The 21,744-nt window shown below is 63.5% G+C and carries 24 protein-coding genes, 1 tRNA gene and 1 pseudogene; 15 read left to right on the top strand and 11 right to left on the bottom strand.

All coding sequences use genetic code 11. The annotated features are described in order from the left end of the window. Positions 1–42 precede the first annotated feature (42 nt). The 7 genes from cyoA to ACFOKF_RS07470 are packed head-to-tail and all read left to right on the top strand — an operon-like array spanning position 43 to position 6,791. On the top strand, positions 43–1,158 hold the full coding sequence (cyoA, locus tag ACFOKF_RS07500) for a ubiquinol oxidase subunit II (protein WP_380794539.1): 1,116 nt from the start codon (positions 43–45) through the stop codon (positions 1,156–1,158). Between the two features lie 5 nt (positions 1,159–1,163). Beyond that, the gene (gene cyoB, locus ACFOKF_RS07495) at positions 1,164–3,164 is read left to right on the top strand and encodes a cytochrome o ubiquinol oxidase subunit I (protein WP_380794537.1); all 2,001 of its coding nucleotides are present in this window, start codon (positions 1,164–1,166) and stop codon (positions 3,162–3,164) included. Between the two features lie 5 nt (positions 3,165–3,169). Then, a complete protein-coding gene (gene cyoC / locus ACFOKF_RS07490) occupies positions 3,170–3,793 on the top strand; it encodes a cytochrome o ubiquinol oxidase subunit III (protein ID WP_380794535.1) in 624 nt (207 codons plus the stop codon). Beyond that, entirely contained in the window at positions 3,790–4,227 is a 438-nt protein-coding gene (cyoD, locus tag ACFOKF_RS07485; RefSeq protein WP_380794532.1) for a cytochrome o ubiquinol oxidase subunit IV, read from the top strand. The genes cyoC and cyoD overlap by 4 nt, the downstream gene beginning before the upstream one ends. Further along, a complete protein-coding gene (locus tag ACFOKF_RS07480) occupies positions 4,224–4,946 on the top strand; it encodes an SURF1 family protein (RefSeq protein ID WP_380794529.1) in 723 nt (240 codons plus the stop codon). The genes cyoD and ACFOKF_RS07480 overlap by 4 nt, the downstream gene beginning before the upstream one ends. After that, on the top strand, positions 4,943–6,268 hold the full coding sequence (locus ACFOKF_RS07475; protein ID WP_380794526.1) for an ATP-binding protein: 1,326 nt from the start codon (positions 4,943–4,945) through the stop codon (positions 6,266–6,268). Before ACFOKF_RS07480 ends, ACFOKF_RS07475 begins: the two co-directional genes overlap by 4 nt. Next, positions 6,258–6,791 (top strand): response regulator transcription factor, encoded by a 534-nt coding sequence (locus ACFOKF_RS07470; RefSeq protein WP_380794523.1) that lies wholly within the window; start codon positions 6,258–6,260, stop codon positions 6,789–6,791. Before ACFOKF_RS07475 ends, ACFOKF_RS07470 begins: the two co-directional genes overlap by 11 nt. 35 nt (positions 6,792–6,826) lie before the next feature. Here the strand turns inward: ACFOKF_RS07470 and ACFOKF_RS07465 are convergent. Both ACFOKF_RS07465 and ACFOKF_RS07460 read right to left on the bottom strand, forming a co-directional pair. Further along, a tRNA-Gly gene (locus tag ACFOKF_RS07465) sits at positions 6,827–6,900 on the bottom strand. Between the two features lie 68 nt (positions 6,901–6,968). Beyond that, on the bottom strand, positions 6,969–7,877 hold the full coding sequence (locus ACFOKF_RS07460; RefSeq protein ID WP_380797706.1) for a sugar kinase: 909 nt from the start codon (positions 7,875–7,877) through the stop codon (positions 6,969–6,971). A 170-nt stretch (positions 7,878–8,047) separates the two neighbouring features. Between ACFOKF_RS07460 and ACFOKF_RS07455 the strand changes: the two genes are divergently transcribed. From ACFOKF_RS07455 to ACFOKF_RS07445, 3 genes are all read left to right on the top strand, one after another. After that, complete coding sequence (locus ACFOKF_RS07455) at positions 8,048–10,015, top strand: hybrid sensor histidine kinase/response regulator (RefSeq protein ID WP_380797705.1); 1,968 nt, start codon at positions 8,048–8,050, stop codon at positions 10,013–10,015. Between the two features lie 126 nt (positions 10,016–10,141). Further along, the gene (locus ACFOKF_RS07450; protein ID WP_380794521.1) at positions 10,142–11,056 is read left to right on the top strand and encodes an alpha/beta fold hydrolase; all 915 of its coding nucleotides are present in this window, start codon (positions 10,142–10,144) and stop codon (positions 11,054–11,056) included. Positions 11,057–11,158: 102 nt separating this feature from the next. Further along, positions 11,159–12,217 carry a hypothetical protein gene (locus ACFOKF_RS07445; RefSeq protein WP_380794518.1) on the top strand — a complete coding sequence of 353 codons (1,059 nt, stop codon included), beginning with the start codon at positions 11,159–11,161 and terminating at the stop codon, positions 12,215–12,217. Between the two features lie 154 nt (positions 12,218–12,371). Here ACFOKF_RS07445 and ACFOKF_RS07440 read toward each other — a convergent pair whose 3' ends face one another. Then, positions 12,372–12,710: a DUF2794 domain-containing protein gene (locus tag ACFOKF_RS07440; protein ID WP_380794515.1), complete on the bottom strand. Its 339-nt coding sequence runs from the start codon at positions 12,708–12,710 to the stop codon at positions 12,372–12,374. Beyond that, positions 12,710–13,426, bottom strand: a complete 717-nt coding sequence (epsC, locus tag ACFOKF_RS07435) for a serine O-acetyltransferase EpsC (RefSeq protein ID WP_380794512.1) — start codon at positions 13,424–13,426, stop codon at positions 12,710–12,712. Before epsC ends, ACFOKF_RS07440 begins: the two co-directional genes overlap by 1 nt. Positions 13,427–13,598: 172 nt before the next feature. Here epsC and ACFOKF_RS07430 point away from each other — a divergent pair, with 172 nt between their 5' ends. The 3 genes from ACFOKF_RS07430 to ACFOKF_RS07420 all read left to right on the top strand — a co-directional run bounded on the left by ACFOKF_RS07430 (position 13,599) and on the right by ACFOKF_RS07420 (position 15,725). After that, a complete protein-coding gene (locus ACFOKF_RS07430) occupies positions 13,599–14,372 on the top strand; it encodes a sulfite exporter TauE/SafE family protein (RefSeq protein WP_380794509.1) in 774 nt (257 codons plus the stop codon). A gap of 39 nt (positions 14,373–14,411) precedes the next feature. Further along, positions 14,412–15,341 (top strand): hydrogen peroxide-inducible genes activator, encoded by a 930-nt coding sequence (locus ACFOKF_RS07425; RefSeq protein WP_380794506.1) that lies wholly within the window; start codon positions 14,412–14,414, stop codon positions 15,339–15,341. Between the two features lie 165 nt (positions 15,342–15,506). Then, entirely contained in the window at positions 15,507–15,725 is a 219-nt protein-coding gene (locus ACFOKF_RS07420; protein ID WP_380794504.1) for a hypothetical protein, read from the top strand. A gap of 94 nt (positions 15,726–15,819) precedes the next feature. Here ACFOKF_RS07420 and ACFOKF_RS07415 read toward each other — a convergent pair whose 3' ends face one another. The 6 genes and pseudogenes from ACFOKF_RS07415 to pgsA all read right to left on the bottom strand — a co-directional run bounded on the left by ACFOKF_RS07415 (position 15,820) and on the right by pgsA (position 17,867). Further along, the gene (locus ACFOKF_RS07415) at positions 15,820–16,056 is read right to left on the bottom strand and encodes a type II toxin-antitoxin system RelE/ParE family toxin (RefSeq protein WP_380794502.1); all 237 of its coding nucleotides are present in this window, start codon (positions 16,054–16,056) and stop codon (positions 15,820–15,822) included. Then, positions 16,025–16,108 (bottom strand): annotated as a pseudogene (locus ACFOKF_RS07410) (hypothetical protein); the annotation flags it as partial. The pseudogene ACFOKF_RS07410 and the gene ACFOKF_RS07415, both read right to left, overlap by 32 nt. Then, a complete protein-coding gene (locus ACFOKF_RS07405; RefSeq protein ID WP_380794500.1) occupies positions 16,105–16,392 on the bottom strand; it encodes a CopG family ribbon-helix-helix protein in 288 nt (95 codons plus the stop codon). The pseudogene ACFOKF_RS07410 and the gene ACFOKF_RS07405, both read right to left, overlap by 4 nt. A gap of 211 nt (positions 16,393–16,603) precedes the next feature. Continuing rightward, positions 16,604–17,047, bottom strand: a complete 444-nt coding sequence (locus tag ACFOKF_RS07400; protein WP_380794498.1) for a molybdenum cofactor biosynthesis protein MoaE — start codon at positions 17,045–17,047, stop codon at positions 16,604–16,606. Continuing rightward, positions 17,044–17,298 (bottom strand): molybdopterin converting factor subunit 1, encoded by a 255-nt coding sequence (moaD, locus tag ACFOKF_RS07395; protein ID WP_380797704.1) that lies wholly within the window; start codon positions 17,296–17,298, stop codon positions 17,044–17,046. The genes ACFOKF_RS07400 and moaD overlap by 4 nt, the downstream gene beginning before the upstream one ends. A 5-nt stretch (positions 17,299–17,303) precedes the next feature. Continuing rightward, positions 17,304–17,867 carry a CDP-diacylglycerol--glycerol-3-phosphate 3-phosphatidyltransferase gene (gene pgsA / locus ACFOKF_RS07390; RefSeq protein WP_298401717.1) on the bottom strand — a complete coding sequence of 188 codons (564 nt, stop codon included), beginning with the start codon at positions 17,865–17,867 and terminating at the stop codon, positions 17,304–17,306. 120 nt (positions 17,868–17,987) lie between these two features. On the opposite strand from pgsA, the gene ACFOKF_RS07385 reads away from it, so the two are divergent. Beyond that, the gene (locus tag ACFOKF_RS07385; protein ID WP_380794496.1) at positions 17,988–19,298 is read left to right on the top strand and encodes an MFS transporter; all 1,311 of its coding nucleotides are present in this window, start codon (positions 17,988–17,990) and stop codon (positions 19,296–19,298) included. Between the two features lie 11 nt (positions 19,299–19,309). Here ACFOKF_RS07385 and ACFOKF_RS07380 read toward each other — a convergent pair whose 3' ends face one another. Continuing rightward, positions 19,310–19,507, bottom strand: a complete 198-nt coding sequence (locus tag ACFOKF_RS07380) for a hypothetical protein (protein WP_380794494.1) — start codon at positions 19,505–19,507, stop codon at positions 19,310–19,312. A 108-nt stretch (positions 19,508–19,615) separates the two neighbouring features. Here ACFOKF_RS07380 and ACFOKF_RS07375 point away from each other — a divergent pair, with 108 nt between their 5' ends. Beyond that, positions 19,616–21,673 (top strand): transglycosylase domain-containing protein, encoded by a 2,058-nt coding sequence (locus tag ACFOKF_RS07375; protein ID WP_380794493.1) that lies wholly within the window; start codon positions 19,616–19,618, stop codon positions 21,671–21,673. The last annotated feature ends 71 nt before the right edge of the window (positions 21,674–21,744 follow it).

Below are 21,744 nucleotides of genomic sequence, written 5' to 3'. Positions count from 1 at the left end.
TGCCCACTGGCGGACTCGCTGCGGAAGGATTAGTCGCGCGCCATGTCACACCCTCACTCACCCAAATGGATCAGGCTCTTGCGCTGGTCCGCTCCGATCCTTGCAGCGCCGCTGGCGGGCTGCAACTGGGTCGTGATGAACCCGTCGGGCGACATTGCGGTGCAACAACGCGACCTGATCCTGATCTCGGTCGCGCTGATGCTCCTCATCGTCATCCCCGTCATGGCCATGGTCGTCTGGTTCGCGGTGCGCTATCGCGCCACGAACGAAGCGACGGAAAAGGACTATGATCCTGACTGGGATCACAGCACCAAGCTGGAGCTTCTGATCTGGTCGGCCCCGCTGCTGATCATCATCGCTCTGGGCGCCCTGACCTGGGTGAGCACCCACAAGCTGGACCCCTATCGTCCGCTTGACCGGATCGACGCAAAGACGGCCATCGACCCCAAGGTCAAGCCGCTGACGGTTCAGGTCGTTGCGCTCGACTGGAAATGGCTCTTCATCTATCCTGAACTGGGTGTCGCCACGGTCAATGAACTGGCCCTGCCCACCAATGTTCCGGTCCGCTTCGACATCACTGCATCGACCGTGATGAACAGCTTCTACGTTCCCGAACTCGCCGGCCAGATCTACGCCATGCCCGGCATGAAGACCCAGCTCCACGCCGTCGCCAACAAGCCCGTCACCGGCACCGGCTTCTCGGCCAACTATTCGGGCGCGGGCTTCACCCATATGCGCTTTGGCTACAAGGCGCTGGACAAGGCCGGCTTCGACGCCTGGGTCGCCAAGGTGAAGGCCGGCAACGCCACGCTGAGCCGCGACGTCTACCAGACCCTCGCCAAGCCCAGCGAAAAGGCGCCCGTCGCCTATTTCTCGGCCGCCGATCCCAAGCTGTTCGACGCCATCGTCAACCTGTGCCCCAAGCCGGGCCAGCGCTGCATGGGCGAACTGATGCACATCAACCAGATGGGCGGCGCGGGCAAGGAATCGGCGAAGGAGACCGAAGGTCTTCAATATGACTTCCCCAACAGCCATGTGATCGACCAGACCGACCGCAACGAGGGCAAGGAAACCGCTCCCGATGCGCCCGGTGCTGAACAGGCCCCGGCCGATCATTCCTCTCACAGCGGCGCTGACGCGCACGCGCAGCATCGGTAAGAGACATGACCGGTACACTCACAACAGCACAGATGATCTTCGGTCGTCTGACATGGGATGCATTCCCATGGCATGAACCCATCGTCGTCGCGACCTTCTGCGCGGTGGTGCTGGGCGGCGCGGCCGTCGTCGCGGCGCTCACCTATTTCAAGCTCTGGGGCTATCTCTGGAAGGAATGGTTCACCAGCGTCGATCACAAGAAGATCGGCATCATGTATATGGTGCTGGGCCTCATCATGTTCCTGCGCGGCTTTGCCGACGCCATCATGATGCGGCTTCAGCAGGCTCTGGCCTTCAACGGGTCCGAAGGCTATCTCAACGCCCATCATTATGATCAGGTGTTCACCGCCCATGGCGTGATCATGATCTTCTTCGTGGCGATGCCCTTCATCACCGGCCTGATGAACTATATCGTCCCGCTCCAGATCGGCGCCCGCGACGTCAGCTTCCCCTTCCTGAACAATTTCTCGTTCTGGATGACCACGGGCGGCGCGGTGCTGGTGATGGCCTCGCTGTTCCTGGGCGAATTCGCCCAGACCGGCTGGCTCGCCTATCCGCCGCTCTCGGGGATCGACTATAGCCCGGCCACGGGTGTCGATTATTATATCTGGGCGTTGCAGGTGGCAGGCGTGGGCACGACATTGTCGGGCATCAACCTGATCGCGACCATCGTGAAGATGCGCGCGCCCGGCATGTCCCTCATGAAGATGCCCGTCTTCACCTGGACCTCGCTCTGCGCGAACATCCTGATCGTCGCTTCCTTCCCCATCCTGACCGCCACTTTGGTCCTGCTGTCGCTTGACCGCTATGCCGGCACCAACTTCTTCACGAACGACTTCGGCGGCAACCCGATGATGTACGTGAACCTGATCTGGATCTGGGGCCACCCGGAAGTCTACATCCTCATCCTGCCGCTGTTCGGCGTCTTCTCGGAAGTCACCTCGACCTTCTCGGGCAAGCGTCTGTTCGGCTACACCTCGATGGTTTACGCAACCTGCTGCATCATGGTGCTGTCGTACCTCGTGTGGCTGCACCACTTCTTCACCATGGGTTCGGGCGCCAGCGTCAACAGCTTCTTCGGCATCACGACGATGATCATCTCGATCCCGACGGGTGCGAAGCTGTTCAACTGGCTCTTCACCATGTATCGCGGCCGCGTTCGCTTTGAACTGCCGATGATGTGGACCGTGGCCTTCATGCTGACCTTCACGGTCGGCGGCATGACCGGCGTCATGCTGGCGGTTCCGCCCGCAGACTTCGTGCTGCACAACTCGCTGTTCCTGATCGCGCATTTCCATAACGTGATCATCGGCGGCGTTCTGTTCGGCCTGTTCGCGGCGATCAACTACTGGTGGCCCAAGGCGTTCGGTTACAAGCTGAACGAATTCTGGGGCAAGGTCAGCTTCTGGTGCTGGCAGGTCGGCTTCTGGCTCGCCTTCACCCCGCTGTACATCATGGGCCTGATGGGCGTCACCCGCCGCATGCGCGTGTTCGACGATCCCAGCTTGCAGATCTACTTCATCATCGCCGCCCTGGGCGCCGCCATCATCGCGGCGGGCATCGGCGCGATGCTCCTCCAGTTCGCCCTCTCCATCTGGAAGCGCGACGAACTGAAGGTGGAAGGCGATCCGTGGGATGGCCGTACTCTGGAATGGGCGACCAGCTCGCCTCCGCCCGAGTATAATTTCGCCTTCACGCCGGTCGTCTATGACGCCGACAGCTGGGCGGACATGAAGAAGAATGGCTATCAGCGTCCGCTGACCGGCTATCAGGCGATCCACATGCCCAGCAGCACCGGCACCGGCGTCATCCTGGCGGCCCTGTCGACGCTGTGCGGCTTCGCCCTGATCTGGTACATCTGGTGGCTTGCGGGCCTCAGCTTCGTCGGCATCGTTGGCTTCGCCATCTTCCACACCTTCAACTACAAGCGCGACTTCTACATCCCGGTCGAGGATGTGACGCGCACCGAGGAAGAGCGCACGCGCATCCTCGCCGCTGGAGTCTGACTGACATGAGCAGCGCAACTGCAAACACGGAACCTCGGGCATATCATTTGCCCGAGGAACCGCACCTCCACGAAGGACACAGCACCTCGCTGGGCTTCTGGATGTATCTGATGAGCGATTGCCTCATCTTCGCCATCCTGTTCGCCACCTATGCCGTGCTCGGCGGCAGCTTCGCCGGCGGCCCCGGCCCCAAGGATTTGTTCGACCTGCCGCTCGTCGCGATCAACACCGCGATGCTGCTCTTCTCGTCGATCACCTATGGCTTCGCCATGCTGGCGATGGAAAAGAACAAGGTCAGCGCCACCCAGGGCTGGCTGTTCGTCACGCTGCTGTTCGGCGGGGCGTTCCTGTTCATCGAACTCTATGAATTCGCCCACCTCATCCATGAGGGCGCGGGTCCGCAGCGTTCGGCCTTCCTGTCCGCCTTCTTCACGCTGGTCGGCACCCACGGTCTGCACGTCACCTTCGGTTCGATCTGGCTGATCACGCTGATGGTGCAGGTCGCCAAGAAGGGCCTGATCCCCGCCAACAAGCGTCGCCTGATGTGCCTCAGCATGTTCTGGCACTTCCTCGACGTCATCTGGATCGGCGTCTTCACCTTTGTCTATCTGATGGGAGTCCTGCGGTGAGCGACGCTGTCCACAGCCATGGTCACGATCATCACGATGACCATCATGAAGAAGGATCGCATGGCAGCTTCGGCAGCTACATGATCGGTTTCGGCCTGTCGGTTATCCTGACGGCCATTCCCTTCTGGCTGGTGATGACCGGCGCGCTGGGCGATCCCAAGCTGACCGGCTTCATCATCATCGCCTTTGCGGCGGTGCAGGTGGTCGTGCACATGATCTACTTCCTGCACATGAACACCCGCGTCGAAGGCGGCTGGTCGTTCATGGCGATGGCGCTGACCCTCGTTCTGGTGGTCATCGTGCTCGCAGGGTCCACCTGGGTCATGTATCATATGAACAATAATATGATGCCCCATGCGGATATGGACATGACCGGCGAAATGAACGCCGGCCATGACATGAACGCCATGGCGAACATGAGCGAAATGCCGTGACAACGGCGAACACCGGGGGGCGCGCCACACGCTCCCCGGCTTTCCTGATCGGGCTGACGCTGATTGCCCTGATCATTTTTTCCGGTTTCTCCGCGCTCGGCATCTGGCAAGTGCAACGCCTCGCCTGGAAGCGCGACCTGATCGCCCGTGTCGACGCCCGCGTCCACGCCCCCCCCGTCCCCGCCCCGGCCACCGCCACCAAGGACGATGAATATCGCCGCGTCACGCTGACCGGAGCCTTCCTCCATGACAAGGCCGCCCTGACGCAGGCTGTCACCGTGCGCGGCCCCGGCTTCTGGCTGATGACGCCGCTGCGCCGCGCCGATGGCGGCATCACCTTCATCAACCGTGGCTTCGTGCCCGACCGCAAGACGCGCTACGATCGCCCGACGGGCCAGGTCCAGGTCACGGGCCTGCTGCGCCTGACCGAGCCGGGCGGCGGCTTCCTGCGCAGCAACGATCCCGCCGGCGACCGCTGGCATTCGCGCGACGTCGCCGCCATCGCCAAGGCGCGCGGCCTTGATCGCGTTGAACAAAGCTATTTCATCGATGCCGGCACGGCGCCCTCGCCCACCGGCTTTCCGGTCGGCGGCCTGACCGTCATCGCCTTCCCCAACAATCATCTGCAATATGCCATCACCTGGTTCGTGCTGGCGGCGATGACGGTGGGCGCCTATATACTGGTCATGCGCCAGACTGGAAAAGATCGCCGGGGATGACCGCGCCCGTCGCCAAGCGCATCCGCTGGCTGCCAAGCCAGTGGCCTGCCGACGCGGCCGGCCGGCGCAACATGGCGCTGCTGGTGCAGTTGCGCTGGATCGCCATCGCCGGGCAGATCGCCACCATCCTGATCGTGCATTTTGGCATGGCCATCCGCCTGCCATTGTCGTCCATGCTGGTCGTGCCCTCCATCGCCGTGCTGATGAACATCGGCAGCCTGATGATCCTGCGCCGCCGCGCCGACATCACCCATGCCGAACTGTTCCTGTCCTTGCTGTTCGATGTGCTGGCGCTGACCACCCAGTTGTATCTGAGCGGCGGGGCGACCAACCCCTTCATCTCGCTCTATCTGGTGCAGGTGGCGCTGGGCGCGGTGCTGCTGCATCGATGGAGCGTATGGGGCATTGTCGCCGTCTCCTCCGCCTGCGCGGCGATGCTGGCCATCGCCTATCGCCCGCTGGACCTGAGCGAACCGCTCGAAGGCCATTTGTTCGACCTGCACATCGTCGGCACGCTGATCTGCCTGATCATGATTGCGGTATTGCTGGTGCTGTTCATGACCCGCATGACCCACAATCTCCAGCAGCGCGAAGCCTATCTCGCCCGGCTGCGGCAACAGGCGGTGGAAGAAGAACATATCGTCCGCATGGGCCTGCTGGCGTCGGGCGCGGCGCATGAACTGGGCACCCCCCTCGCCCAACTCGCCGTCGTGCTGGGCGACTGGCGGCACATGCCCCAGATTCGCAAAGACCCGACCCTGGTGGAGGAAGTCGGTGAGATGGAAGCCGCAGTCAAACGCTGCAAGGCGATCCTTACTGGCATCCTCATGTCCGCCGGCGAAGCGCGCGGCGAAGCGCCCGAAGCCGCCGACGTGCGCAGCTTCATGGAAATCATCGCCCGCGACTGGCGCGCCGCCAATCCCGGCCTTGCCTTGCGCAGCGATTTCGGCCCGCATGACTATCCCCGCATCGTCGCCGACCCCGTGATCCGACAAGCCGTCACCAACCTGCTCGACAATGCGCGCGAAGCGGGCGCAACCTATATCAACATGATGATCAGCCGGGACAGCCAGTGGCTGCATATCGCCGTGCACGACAATGGCCGGGGGTTCAGCCCGGACATGCTGGCCGATGTCGGCAAACCCTATCGGTCCAGCAAGGGCCGGCAGGGCGGCGGGCTGGGCCTGTTCCTGGTGTTCAACGTCGTGCGCAAGCTGGGCGGCAGGGTCGACGCCAGCAACGGGGCGGATGGCGGCGCAATGGTCCAGCTGCGCCTGCCCTTCGCAACGCTGGCGCTGGAGGAGGAAAGCGATGGCGAATGACAAGCAGCTTCTGATCGTCGAGGATGACGAAGGCTTCGCCCGCACGCTCAAACGCTCCTTCGAACGGCGCGGCTATGATGTGCTGGCCGCCGACAGTCTGGAAGGCGTCACCGCCCTGCTCGCCGCCAACCGCCCCGGCTATGCCGTGGTCGACCTGAAGCTCGGCCCGCAATCGGGACTCGCCTGCGTGCAGGCGCTGCACGCCCATGATCCCGCGATGCTGATCGTCGTGCTGACCGGCTTCGCCAGCATCGCCACCGCGGTGGAGGCGATCAAGCTGGGCGCGACCAACTATCTCGCCAAACCGTCCAACACCGACGACATCGAAGCCGCTTTCGCGCGATCGGGCGGCGACCCCGAAGCGCAGATTGCCCCCCGCCCCACCTCCATCAAGACGCTGGAGTGGGAACATATCCATGAAGTGCTGAAAGACAGCGACTTCAACATATCGGAAGCCGCCCGCCGCCTTGGCATGCACCGCCGCACGCTGGCGCGCAAACTGGCGAAGCGACAGGTCGGCTGACCGGACGCCGGTTCAAATTACGACAGGGATGGATTTGGAGCGGGTGAGGGGAATCGAACCCCCGTCGTCAGCTTGGGAAGCTGCTGCTCTACCATTGAGCTACACCCGCATGGCGCTCGTCGCGCTGCGAGCCCGGCCTTAGCTGCGGCTTGAACCCGCGTCAACGGGCGCGCGCCTTCAATAGGGCGCGTCAGCATCCTTCGCCGGAATGGCGCCGCGCCGGCCGATATTCCAGCCCGCCAGCCGGTGCCCGGCCAGCGCCGCGTCCTTCGGCTCCGCTCCGCCCAGCCGGGCGTGGAGATAACCGCCATTGAAGGCGTCCCCCGCCCCGCTCGAATCGATCACGGTCAGCTTCTGCGGGATCGGCACGATCGTCCCGTCGACCAGGCAGCCATCACCGCCCAGCTTCACCACAATCTCGCGCCCCGCGTCCGCGCCCCAGCGCGCCGCCGCGTCGGCCGCATCATCGGCCTCGCCCATCTCTACTTCATCGGCCAGCGTCGGCAGGCCGATGTCGCACAGTGCGATGGCGCGGTCGCGCCACAGGCAGGCGGTCGCTGCATCGCTCCACAGGCGCGGCCGGTAATTGCCGTCGAACGCGACTTTGCCGCCCCGCGCCTTCACCTGCGCCGCCAGCGCCAGCAGCGCCTCGCGCCCGGCGTCAGGCAAAATCGCCAGCGTGATGAGCGAGAAATAGAGCAGGTCCGATTGCGCCGCCTGCGCCACCATGTCCGCGCTTTCGGGCAGGTCGAACATGCGGCGCGCCGCCGCTTCGCTGCGCCAGTAATGAAAGCTGCGCTCTCCGTCCGGATCGGTTTCGATTGCGTAAAGGCCGGGCAATTGCCCCTTCGCCGCGATCACCAGCGCCGTATCGACGCCTTCGACCTGCCACTGGCTCAGCAATTGCGCGCTCATCGGGTCCGCGCCCAGCGCGCTGGCCAGCCGCACATGATCGCCCGATCGCGCCAGATGAACCGCCGTGTTGATGACGTCCCCGCCATAGCGCAGGTTCCAGCCGTCGCCATCGCTGCGGCTCAGCTCCAGCATCGCTTCCCCTATGACCGTGATCGTCGCCTTTTCCACCATGCCATCCTGTCCCAATTGTGTCGTCGTCGTGGGCAGCGCGACGGCCCAAGTCAAGGGGCTGAAATTGCCCGATCACGCCGCGATCCATGTCGATTGTGGAACGAACGATGCGACGGCGTGTTTTGCCGCAGGCAAGGCCGATTGCAGAAGGCCGCGCAAACGGGGACATGATGATTACCGCCGCACTGGAACAGGCTGACAATCGCTTTGAACTGCTGGTGCAGAGCGTGACCGATTACGCCATCTACATGATCGACCCCGACGGGATCGTGATCAGCTGGAATGCCGGCGCACGCCGCTTCAAAGGCTATGAAGCGCACGAAATTATCGGCCAGCATTTCTCCCGCTTCTACACACCCGAAGATCAGGCCACGGCCATCCCCGCCCTGGCGCTCTATACCGCAGAACATGACGGCCGGTTCGAAGCGGAAGGCTGGCGGGTGCGCAAGGATGGATCACGCTTCTGGGCCAATGTCGTGATCGACCCCATTCGCGCGCCGGACGGGCAATTGATGGGCTTTGCCAAGGTCACGCGCGACCTGACCGAACGCCGCGCCGCGCAGGAAGCGCTGCGCGAAAGCGAAGAGCGGTTCCGCCTGCTGGTGCAGAGCGTGACCGATTACGCCATTTACATGATCGATCCCGTGGGCACGGTGACAAGCTGGAACGCCGGCGCAGAACGCGCCAAGGGCTATAGCGCGCAAGAGATTATCGGTCAGAATTTTGCGCGATTCTACAGTGAAGAGGATCGGATTGCCGGCCTGCCGTCCCGCGCGCTACATAGCGCCGAACGCGATGGCCGGTTCGAATCGGAAGGCTGGCGCATCCGCAAGGATGGGTCGCGCTTCTGGGCCAATGCGGTGATCGACGCCATCCGCGCGCCAGACGGCCGGCTGCTCGGCTTTGCCAAGGTTACGCGCGACCTGACCGAACGGCGCGAAGCACAGCGCGCGCTGGACGACGCGCGCGACGCCATCGTCCAGACCCAGAAAATGGAGGCCATTGGCAAGCTGACGGGCGGCGTCGCTCATGATTTCAACAATTTGCTGGCGGTCATCGTCGGCAGCCTGGATCTGGCGCGGCGGCGGCTGGCCAATGGCGGCGACATTGCCCGCTATCTGGACAATGCGATGATGGCGGCGGAGCGCGGCGCGACACTGACCCAGCGCATGCTGGCCTTTGCCCGCAAACAGGAACTGCGGCTCCAGAGCGTCGATTGCATCGGTCTGGTGCAGGGCATGGCCGAATTGCTGCGCACCACGCTGGGCACCGCCGCCCGCATCGAAACCCATTTCCCGCTGGCCCTGCCCACCGCTCATGCCGATCCGGCGCAACTGGAACTGGCGCTGCTGAACCTGGCGGTCAACGCGCGCGACGCCATGCCCGAAGGCGGCAGGATCGTCATCGATGGCGCCGAAGTCGCCATCGCGCCGGACGAACGCACCGATCTGGCGGCAGGCCGCTATGTCCGGCTGTCGGTGATCGACGATGGCGAGGGCATGGACGCCGCCACCATCGAGCGCGCCCGCGAACCCTTTTTCACCACCAAGGGCATTGGCAAGGGCACCGGCCTTGGCCTGTCCATGGTCCATGGCTTTGCGCAACAATGTGGCGGATCGCTGACCATTGCCAGTGAACCGGCGATGGGCACCGCCGTCACGCTCTGGCTGCCGATCGCGCAGGATGACGCCGCCCTGTCGGCCGAACCTGCAAACAGGGATGACTGGCCCGAACAGGACCGGCCACTGGTCATTCTGGCCGTCGATGACGACAATCTGGTGTTGATGAACACGGCAGGCATGCTGGAAGAACTGGGCCATACGGTGTTTCAGGCGTCTTCCGCGCAGGACGCCCTGGGCATATTGGAGCGCGGCGCAATCGACCTTGTGGTGACGGACCACGCCATGCCGGGGATGACCGGGGCGCAACTGGCCGATGCGATCGAACAACGCCACCCGGGGCTGCCGGTCATCATCATCACCGGCTTTGCCGAACTGCCGCCCCACGCGACCGGCCGGCCGCGGCTGGACAAGCCGTTTCGGCAGGCCGATCTGGCGCATGTCGTGGCCAGCGCCGGCCGCAGCGGTTCTGGCAGGACAGCCGGCGACGTGGGCGATTCTATTCTTTCGCCGCATTGAATCTATGTTCGAACTGCATGCGCGAAATATTTACAAAAAGACGATTTTCATCGCTCTTTGCTTGCAACCGGAAGGATGTTCGCCAATGGGGGGACATGATCTTTCGTTTCTCCGCCGCGCGATAGCATGGACACGCCAACCGCGCTCACCCCGACGTCGCATTTTTTCACGTCCCTGCGGCAACGCCTCCACTATCTCGACTGGGGCAACCCGTCGGCGCCGCCCCTCATCCTCGTCCACGGCGGGTTCGACCATGCGCGCAGCTGGGACTGGACGGCGCGGGCGCTGGCGCGCGACTATCATGTGATCGCGCCCGATTTGCGCGGCCATGGCGACAGCGCCTGGTCGCCGGACGGCTCCTATATGATGGCCAATTTCGTCTATGATCTGGCGCAACTGGTGGATCTGCTGGATCGCGATCCGGTGACGATCGTGGGCCATTCGCTGGGCGGCGCGATCAGCCTGCGCTTTGCCGGCCTGTTCCCGGAAAAGCTGCGCAAGGTCGTCGCGATCGAAGGTCTGGGCCTGTCGCCCGGCCGCCTGCTCGAACAGGTCGAACAGCCAGCGCCCGACATCTGGCGCAAATGGATTGACGGCCGCCGCGCCAGCGCCCGCCGCACGCCGCGCCGCTATCCCACGATCGAAGCAGCCGTCGGCCGCATGCGCGAACGCAACGAACATCTGTCGGTCGAACAGGCGATGCACCTCACCATCCATGGCGTGAACCGCAATGAGGATGGCAGCTATCGCTGGAAATTCGATCCCTATCTCAACGCCATGGCGCCCGGAGCGGAGGGCGATCTGGACCTGCCCGACTTCTGGTCGCGAATCGACTGCCCGACATTGCTCTGCCTTGGCAGCGACAGCTGGGCCTCCAATCCGGCGAAGGATGGGCGCATGAACCATTTCCGCGACGCGCGCCTGGTTGAATTTGCCGACGCCGGCCACTGGCTGCACCATGACCAGTTCGACCTGTTCATCAGCGAACTGCGCGGTTTCCTGGAGCAGGACGACAGCATGGCGAACCGAGCAGCGCGCTGAACGGCGCCTATGGCGCACCCGCACCGGCCGCACCCCAACTGTATTGATGGAGCAATACAGTAGTGCTATGATCGCGTCTCGGACAGTCCCGGGAGCAGGACGATGTATAGCGAAAGCGACCTACAGGATGCAGTGGCGGCGGGGGTTATCCCCGCACAGGCGGCGCAGGCATTGCGCGATCATGTCGCGCGGCTGCGCGCCAGTCCGGTGGTGGATGAAGAACATTTCCGCCTGCTGACCGGCTTCAACGACATTTTCGTGTCGATCGCCAGCATCATCCTGCTGGTAGCAGTCGGCTGGCTGGGCAACAGCCTGCGCCTCGGCGCGGCGGAGCATGAACCCGCCTTCCTGTCCGGCCTGCTGATCGCGGCGGTCAGTTGGGGTCTGGCCGAATATTTCACCCGCCAGCGGCGCATGGCCCTGCCCTCCATCCTGCTGCTGGCCGGCTTCGTCGGCGGCACCGGCTTCACCCTGTTCGCGCTGGCGATCCGCGCCTTCCCGCACGCGGGCGACAGCCTCGCTTCGCTCATCATGGCGGGCGTGGCGGCTGCCAGCGGCCTTGCCGCATGGCTGCACTGGCGTCGCTTCATGGTGCCGATCACCGTTGCGGCGGGCGCCGTCGCCGCGGCTGGCGTGGTGGCGGGCCTGATCATGGCCGCGTCGCCCGACAGCCCCACCCTGCCCTATCTGATGCTGCTGGCGGGCGGCCTCGCCATCTTCGCCCTCGCCATGTGGTGGGACATCAGCGATCGCGCCCGCACCACGCGCCGGTCGGACGTCGCCTTCTGGCTGCATCTGGCCGCCGCCCCGATGATCGCCCATTCGCTGTTCCACCTGTTGGGCGTGCTGGATGGCGACGAAATCGGCGTCGGCCGCGCTCTGCTGGTGATCGCCCTCTATGTCGCCTTCGGCCTCGTCGCGCTGGCGATCGACCGGCGCGCGCTGCTGGTGTCCAGCCTCGCCTATGTCCTCTTCGCCCTCTACGCCCTGTTCCGGCAGGCGGGCGCGGTGGAAATGTCCTGGGCACTCACGACTTTGGTGATCGGCTCGGCCCTGCTGCTGCTGTCGGCCCTCTGGCATCACGCCCGCGCGCTGATCGTGGGTGGATTGCCGCCGCGCATCACCGACCGCCTGCCCTATCTGGACCGGGCTGTCGCCTGAGAGGCTCTTTAGAGTATTTTGAAGTCATCTGGAACAGATGACGGCTCGCAAACTACGGAAAACAAAAGACTCTTAGAGTATGATGCGGTTCAATCTAATCGCATCATACTCTAACGAGCCGCCATCTGTTCCAAATGACGGTTCGTTAAATGCCTCAATCCTCCACGATCCGCAGCAATTTGCGTTCTACCGGGGCCAGCACGCCTTGCAATTCCGCGCCGCGCTTGAGCACCTGTCCGCTTTCGCCGACCAGCGCCCACATGCCCTGCCGATGACGCAGCGCCGGGCGCTTTTCGATCCGATATTCGGGCCGCTCGGCGCTACGGCGAAAGGCGCTGAAGATCGCCGCCTCGCGCCCCATGTCCATCGCATAATCGCGCCAGTGGCCGGCCGACACCATGCGGCCATACAGGTCCATGATCCGCTGCAACTCCAGCCGGTCGAACCCGACCTGCCCCGCTCCATTGCCCGGAAACGGCGTCACATTGGTCATCAGGCCCGGCCGCGCTCCTTGAACAGCGGCGCATCATCGGCGGGCAATACCGGCGTCTGCCGCTCCGCCATCAGTTCGGCCAGCCGCTTCTGCAACTGCTCAACCTCGCACTGGAGCAGTTCCAGCTTCTGCTTTTCCGGGTCGAAACAATCGGTGCAGGGCGTGCCATAGGGCATGAAATCCCGCTGATAGGCGGTCACATCGACCAGCATCGGCCGCGCCGGAATGCCAACCATGGTCGCCCCGTCCGCCACATCCTTGGTCACGACCGCATTGGCGCCTACGCGCGCGCGCTTGCCGACCTGCACCGGCCCCAGCACCTGCGCGCCCGATCCCACGATCACGCCGTCATGCAGCGTGGGGTGGCGCTTGCCGGCAATGCCGTTGGCCGGATCCGTGCCGCCCAGCGTGACATTCTGGTACAGGGTGACGTCGTCACCAATCTCGGCCGTTTCGCCGATCACGGTAAAGCCATGGTCGATGAAGAAGCGCTTGCCGATCGTCGCGCCGGGATGAATGTCATTGCCGGTCAGGAATCGCGACAAATGGTTGACCGCCCGCGCCAGAAAGAACAGCCGCGCCCGATAGAGTCGGTGCGCCACGCGATGGAAGGCCAGCGACCACACACCGGGATAGAGCAGGATTTCGGCACGGGAGCGCGGCGCAGGATCGCGGCTCTTCACCGAATCCAGATAGGCAATGAGGTTGCGCACCATGCAAGCGTCCCTGATCATTCCAAGCGTTGTTATGAGCAACGCATATAAGGGAATTGCGCGTGCATTTCCAGATGGCGGCCGCATCGCCGCTTTTCCGCGATAAATAGAAACTTGCTTGGCGCGCCAGGATATTCCAATCATGACGGTAGACAATCGAAATGAAGGGTAGCGGATGATCGAAATGTTAATCGCCAATTTCGGCGACATCTGGCCCTTCATCCTCGTCGGATTCGGCGCGCAGATCATCGATGGCGCGCTCGGCATGGCCTATGGCGTTATCTCCAGCACGCTGCTGCTCGCGCTCGGCGTTCCGCCCAGCCGCGCCTCCGCCAGCGTCCATGTCGCCGAAACCTTCACCACCGGCGTTTCGGCGATCAGCCATATCCTGCATCGCAATGTCGACTGGAAACTCTTCGCCAAACTCATCGTCCCCGGCGTGATCGGCGGCGTGACCGGCGCCTACCTGTTGTCGAACATTGATGGCGCGGTCGTCAAACCCTTCGTCCAGACCTATCTGGCGGCGATCGGCCTCTATCTCATCTGGCGCGGCTTCCACCTGCCGCCCAAGCCGCGCGATCCCAAATGGGTGACGCCGCTGGGGCTGGTCGGCGGCTTCATGGATGCGTCGGGCGGCGGCGGCTGGGGTCCGGTCGTGACCTCCAACCTGTTGCTTCAGGGGTCCAGCCCGCGCCACACGATCGGCACGGTCAATTCGGTCGAATTCATCCTGACCACCGCGATCAGCCTGACCTTCCTGTTCCATCTGGGCTGGGAAACCTTCACCACCTACACGCTCGGCCTGCTGATCGGCGGCGTCGTGGCGGCCCCCTTTGGCGCGATGCTCGCTCGCCATGTCGCGCCGCGCCGGCTGTTCACGGCGGTCGGCGTCATCCTGACGCTGACGTCGATGTTCGGTGTCGCCAAATATCTTGGATATATCGGGTAAAACGCTTATATTCGGATTTCTGATCGAGGAATCCGATAAATGTCCAGTTACCTGCCAACCCTGAAACAGCTCCAATATCTGGTGGCGCTCAAGGAACAGGGGCATTTCGGCAAGGCAGCCGACAGTTGTTTCGTCACCCAGTCGACCCTGTCGGCGGGCATCCGCGAACTGGAATCGCTGATCGGCGTCACCCTGGTGGAGCGCACCCGCCGCGTGGTGCGCTTCACCGCGCTGGGCGACCGCATCGTGGAAAAGGCGCACCGTGTCCTGCGCGAGGCGGAGGAACTGGCCGCCATCGCCGAAGCATCGGGCAAGCCGCTGACCGGCGAACTGCGCATGAGCGTGATCCCGACCATCGCCCCCTTCCTGTTGCCGCGCCTGCTGCCCCGGCTGCGCGCCGACCGGCCCGAACTCAAACTTTATCTGCGCGAAGAAACCAGTCAGGCGGCGATCGAATCGCTGCGCCACGGCAATGTCGATTGCGTGCTGCTGGCCCTGCCCTTCGCCATGGGCGAACTGGACAGCGAAATCCTGTTTCAGGACCGGCTCTATGTCGCCTTCCCGAAGGATGAGCCCAGCAATCCGCCCGAATGGATCAAGCCGGGCATGATCGACGAAAGCAAATTATTGCTGCTGGAGGATGGACATTGCCTGAAGGATCATGCGCTGGCCGCCTGCAACCGCCCGGACCTGCGCGCCAGCGCGACGATGATGGGCACGTCGCTGCACACGCTAATCCAGATGGTCGACAATGGGCTGGGCGTCACCATGATCCCGGAAATGGCGATCGCCGGCGGCATATTGGAACATACCAACATCACCGCTCGCCCGCTGGAATCGGACCGCTCCTACCGCGACATCGCCCTAGTCTGGCGCCGCAACAGCCCCCGCGAAAAGGAATTTCACCTGCTGGCGGGGATATTGCGCGACGCCGCAGCGACAAGCTGCCGGTTGAACGAGGCGGCGTAGGGGCGAGGCGGGGATGCAGCCTGCGGGTGATTGAACTGGTTTCCGCAGAAGGAAGCGGCCGGTGAACTATCGACCAGTTGTGGACACTCCCTTTGTGAGGCAGTTGTCCCCGGAACTGACATTTCAACAACCGGAGGCCATGTGCGATACGCGACTGGGCAAAAGATGGCGATTGGCGACGAGGTTATCGCGGATGGTATGTCTGGCGTGATAGTCTGCGACTTCGATAATCGCCAATTTATGGACGGTTACGGAGATTGGGATACGCCTACTATTGAGATGATCGGCGGTGGCACACTCTCATCTGGCGTAATGATAAAAACCATCGAGGCAGGCCTAATCCACTATGAAGAGACAAGCGGTCACATTGATTTCGTCCGCTAGTGAAACCCGTGACGAAATAATCGGACAGTCCGCCATCCACCCAAAGCTGCCATTCACTGATGCCAACTAATCAGATGACATCTGCTCCGCCCACTCACTCATGCACCTGCGGCCATTGGCGGCGCGTATGCAGAATGCGCAGGATGCGAACCACATCGCCCACTACGTCATAGATCAGCATGTAATTGCGGTGGACAATCAACTCCCGCGTCCCGGTTACGCGGCCGGGTCGCCCCCAATGCAGAATGCGTAGCCAAAGCTCCAGATTTCCGTTCGAATAATTCGTCCAGATCGGCGGCCGCAGCCGGATTGTCGGCTTCGATCCGTTCATAGATTATGTCGCGGTCCTGTATCGCTTCGGGCGTCCACAAAACGGCTTTCATTCGGAAGCAGCGAGACGCCGCCGGGTTGCAGCGCGGCGGGCCGCGAACGTCTCTTCCACTTCCGCATCCGGGATCAGACGTCCAGCATTGGCAGAATCAAGCCCTACCTGCACCTGTCGGCGAAACCATGCATCATGCGCGACCGCATCATGCTGCCCCGCCACATAATCCCGCATGAAATCACGGATGAGTTGCGCGCCGGTGCGGTCATCGGCTCTGGCTGCGTCAGCGAAGGCGCTTTTCAAAGCCTCATCGACCCGAAACGTAAAGGTGGATTCGCCCATGCCGCTCAGCCTCATGTGTTACAAGCTACATACATTGTAGCACAACCGTACCCAATGCGGAAACCCTTCGGCATGCAGGCCAACGCCTGTCCTACACTGCCCCAAATGCCAATAATCGCGCCCGGCTCTTTCCCCTGTCGCACCCCACCCACTTTCCGATAGGATCAGGCTCGCGCATGAAAATGTCTTATTTGGCGGGAAATATGCGAAGTTAAGCGCCCCAGCCCTTCGTTTTGGCCTCATCTTCCGCGCGCGCTTCGACCCACGCGGTCGCGCCGTCGGCGAAATGCTCCTTCTTCCAGAAGGGCGCGTGCGATTTCAGCCAGTCGATCAGGAAGGCGCAGCTTTCCAGCGCAGCCGTCCGATGCCGCGACGCCGTGCCGACGAACACGATCCGCGCGCCCGGCTCCAGCCGCCCGAAACGGTGGATCACGCTGACGCCCAGCAGCGGCCAGCGCGTCATGGCCTCCTCCACGATCCGCTCGACCTGCGCCTGCGTCATCGCCGGATAATGCTCCAGTTCCAGCGCGATGAGGCCGCCCTCCCCACGCACCACGCCGGTAAAGCTCGCCACGCCGCCGCCCCCCAGCGCTTCGAGCGCCGCCAGTTCGCCGGCAACGTCGAAATCCTCCGCCCGGACGCTGATCCGCTTCATCCACCCGTTACCGGGGGAAAGATCGCCACCTCGCGCGCGTCGCCGATCATCGTGTCGATCGGCACGAAATGCTGGTCGATCGCCGCGCGCAGCCGCCCCGCGTCGCCCAGCCCCTGCGCATAGCCACCACCCCGCGCCGCCAGCATCGCGATCAGATCGGCGATCGTCGCACCGGGCGCCGGCCGCTCGACCTGCTCCTCGTCCCGGCCAATCGCCTCACGCACCCAGGCGAAATAGACGATCGTCACCATCGCGCTCAATCCATATGCCTTATGCCAACGCGCAGATAATCCCAGCCCGTAATCAGCGTCAGGATCGCCGCAGCCCACAGGGTCACGATGCCCACGCTCTGCACGAAGGGGAAATGCGGCACCGCGCCGGCCAGGATGAGGGCGCCCAGCGCAATGATCTGGAACGTCGTCTTCCACTTGGCCAGCCGCGACACCGGCACCGACACCTGCAACCCGGCCAGAAATTCGCGCAGGCCCGACACGGCGATCTCGCGCAGCAAAATGATCATCGCGGCGATGATATGCATCCCGGCAATGTCCCGCGTCGCCGCCAGCATCAGGATGACCGCGCCAACCATGATCTTGTCGGCGATCGGGTCCAGGAACACGCCCAGCTTCGACACCGTGCCTTGCGCCCGCGCCAGATAGCCGTCGAAATAGTCGGTAATGCCCATCAGGCAGTAAAGGCCGAACGCCAGCGCATAGCCGGTGGTCCAGCGCGCGCCGATTTCGGCCGGCCACAACAGGGCGACCAGCAAGGGCACGGTCAGGATGCGCGAAAGCGTCAGCAGGTTGGGCAGCGTCAGCATGGCCGGCAAGTGCCACAGTCCGGGACAGTGCACAAGGCAAGCGATGCAACATTGGACAGCGCCGCCGCCAACCGCTAGACCCCGGCCCGGTCGCTAACGGGAAAGAAGACCCCCAAATATATGCAAGCCTCGCTCAGGCTCCTGAACAAGCGGCGTTTTCTGCCGCTTTTCATCACCCAGTTGCTGGGTGCGTTCAACGACAATCTGTTCAAGAACGCGATGGTTCTGTTCGTCGTCTATCAGGTCTATAATGACGAACGCTCCGAAACCTGGTTCAGCGCGCTGGCGACCGGCCTGTTCATCCTGCCCTTCTTCCTGCTGTCGGCGCTGTCGGGCCAGCTGGCGGACCAGCGCGACAAGGCGCTCATCATCCGCTGGGTCAAGGCGGCCGAAATCGTCATCATGGCCGTGGGCGCGGTCGGTCTGGCGCTGATCTGGAGCGGCTTTGCCATCCATACGCTAGCCATCCCGCTGCTGCTGGCCGCGCTGTTCGCCATGGGCATTCATTCCACCTTCTTCGGCCCGATCAAATACGCCATCCTGCCCCAGCATCTGCATGATGATGAAGTTCTGGGCGGCACAGGACTGGTCGAAGCGGGCACCTATATCGCGATCCTGGCCGGAACGATCCTGGCCGGCATCATCCCGGTGGAGGCCGCCGCGGTCGGCATCATCATCACCGCGCTAATCGGCTATGTTGCGGGACGAAAAGTGCCCTCGGCCCCGTCGCTGCTGGAAGCGCAGCCGATCGACTTTCACATCATCCGATCGTCGATCGCGCTGGTGCGCGGCACGATGCACATCCGCCGCCTGTTTCTGGCGATCATGTCGATTAGCCTGTTCTGGGCGGTCGGATCGATCCTGTTCATCCAGTTCCCCCCGCTGGTGAAGAATGTGCTCACCGCCGACAAGCCGGTCGCCAGCCTGTTTCTCGCCATCTTCTCGATCGGCATCGCCATCGGATCCGTCGCGATCAACCGGCTGTTGCAGGGCCATGTCTCGGCCAAATATGCGCCCGCCTCCGTCATTGGCATGGGGTTGTGCATCGTCGCCTTCCATATCGTGTGCGACCTCTGGACGCCGGCCCCGAACGGCCAGATGCTCTCGCTGGGCGGGTTTCTGGCCCATCCGCTGGCCATCCCGCTCTCGCTCTGCCTGCTGGGCGTCGCGACCTTCGGCGGCATGTTCGTGGTGCCGCTCTACGCCTTCCTGACCACGACCGTCGAAAAATGTGAGGCGGCGCGCACCGTGGCGGCCAACAACATCGTCAATTCCGGCGCGATGGTGGTGGGATCGCTCTGCGCCATCGGCCTCAGCATCGCCGGCGTGTCGGTGGTGATGCAATTGCTGCTGGTCGCCATCCTGACCCTGCCCTGCGCCGCCATGGCGTGGAAACTGCACAAGGCGTGCGACGGCCCCCTATGCCACTGAAAAGCGGCGGCTTAGAAAATGAAGCTGTAAAAGGCCGTGAAGAAAGCGCAGAAGCTCAGCGCAAATAATTTCCAGTCGCTGTCGTCATCCACCGGCCGCTTTGCGCTGCCCGTCTTGTCGTCACGCACCCGCAGCACATGCGCGGGCAGACGCTGACGAAAAGGATGCCGGGCGGATTCGCTGGTGAGGACGAGAGGTCGAGTGCGCATGATGATTGGTTAACGAATAATTTACCATTTAGACCACTGCGAATAATGACTAATCTGCGCTTGTCCCGCTTCGGGACAGGCTTGACTGTATGATGTGAACAATACAGCATGAACGAACCCATGACCGAGTCTGCCCCAGTCGATCCCGCCGCACCGCAACAACGCGAATTTGGCGCGGGGCCGCCCAGCGCCTTCGCCCCGCCCACCCCATGGCGACGCCGGGTCCAGATTTTCGGCTGGGTGGTCGCGGCCGGCCTTGCGCTGCTGATGATTCTGGTCGCATGGCTCGCGGTCACGGCGCCCCTGTCCCGCTCCTTGAAACCCATTGCCCCGCCGGCCATCAGCCTGATGTCTTCGGACGGCCATCTGATCGCCCGGCGCGGCGCGGTGATCGACAAGCCGGTGACGGTCTCGGAACTGCCCGCCCATGTCCCCCAAGCCTTCATGGCGATCGAGGATCGGCGCTTTCAAAGCCATTGGGGCGTCGATCCGCGCGGCATCGCGCGCGCCATGTGGCATAATCTCTGGTCGGACGGATCGTCGCAGGGCGGCAGCACCATCACCCAGCAATTGGCGAAGGGCGTGTTCCTTTCCAGCGACCGCACCTTCGGCCGCAAGGCGCGCGAGGCGCTGATCGCGGTCTGGCTGGAAACATGGCTGACCAAGGATCAGATCATGGAGCGGTATCTCTCCAACGTCTATTTTGGCGACAATGTCTATGGCCTGCGCGCCGCCGCCCGCCATTATTTCAACCGATCGCCCGACCGGCTGACTATCCCGCAGGCGGCGATGCTGGCCGGCCTGCTCAAGGCGCCCTCGCGCCTCGCGCCGACTTCCAACCTGAAGGGCGCCCGCGCCCGCGCCGCGCTGGTGACGCAGGCGATGGTCGATGCAGGCTATATCAGTCAGGCGGAGCGCAACGCCCTACCCCCTGCGCGGCTCGACGTGCATGAGGAACCGGACCCGACCAGCGGCACCTATTTCGCCGACTGGGTGCTTCCGCACGCCCGCGACCGGGCCGGCGCCGTCTATGGCGAACAGGAAATTCCCACGACGCTCGACTGGCGCATCCAGCGCCTGGCCGAAGCCGCCATCCGCCGCGCGCCGCTGGGCAATGCGCAGGCCGCGCTGGTGGCGATGAAGCCCGACGGCAGCGTCGTCGCGATGGTCGGCGGCAAGAATTACGAAAAGAGCAGCTTCAATCGCGCGGTGCAGGCAAAGCGGCAGCCGGGATCGACCTTCAAACTGTTCGTCTATCTCGCCGCCTTTCGCGCCGGGATGACGCCCGACGACATGATCGACGATACGCCGATCACCACCGGAACCTATCGCCCCGCCAATCACAGCGGCAAATATCGCGGGCGCATCACCCTGCGCCAGGCGTTCGCCGCCTCCAGCAACGTCGCCGCCGTCCGCCTGACGCAGAAGGTCGGGGTCGACAACGTGATCAAGGTCGCCCGCGATCTGGGCGTCACCGCCCCCCTGACCGAGGATTTGAGCCTGGCGCTGGGCACGTCGGAAATTCCGCTGGTCGAACTGGCCGAAGCCTATGCCTCGGTCGCGGCCGGCGCCTATCCGGTCATCGCCCATGGCCTGCCGCCCGAAGAACAGGGCTGGTTCGAGAAACTGATGCAGCGTCAGCGCCATTTCAGCGACGATCAGCTGGTGATGATCCGCGACCTACTGTCTTCCGCCGCCAATCGCGGCACCGGCAGCGCGGCCGCCCTGCGCACCAGCACCTTCGGCAAGACCGGCACGACGCAGGACAGCCGTGACGCCATCTTCGTGGGCTATGCCGGCGGCATCGTGACGGCGGTGTGGATCGGCAATGACGACAACAGCCCCCTGCCCGGCGGCGCAGCCGGCGGCGGCGTGCCCGCGCGCATCTGGCGCAATTTCATGAGCGGCGCGATCAACGAGCCGGTCGAAGATGCCCCAGAGGAAACGCAAGACCCCGATCTGGTCAACGCCATCGCCAATGTCAGCGTGGAAACCGGCATCGGCAATGTCGGCGTGGGGGTGGATGAAGGCGGCATGACGGTGAATATCGGCGGCAATCAATTACGGATTCCGTCCGATCAGCCCATCCCTGCCCCACCGCAGGGAACGCCCCCGCCCCGCATCGCCCCGACCCAGACAGAAGGTGAAGATGGCGCACCGCAATAGGCGCGCATCAATGATTAACGATTTATTAACCATGGATTCATTATCCATTACGAACCGTTCCAAAGCTGATT

The organism is Sphingobium rhizovicinum (assembly GCF_042647625.1).
Lineage (GTDB): Bacteria > Pseudomonadota > Alphaproteobacteria > Sphingomonadales > Sphingomonadaceae > Sphingobium > Sphingobium rhizovicinum.
The sequence above is the reverse complement of the archived record's forward strand: the minus strand, read 5'-3'. Positions and strand labels throughout refer to the sequence as shown.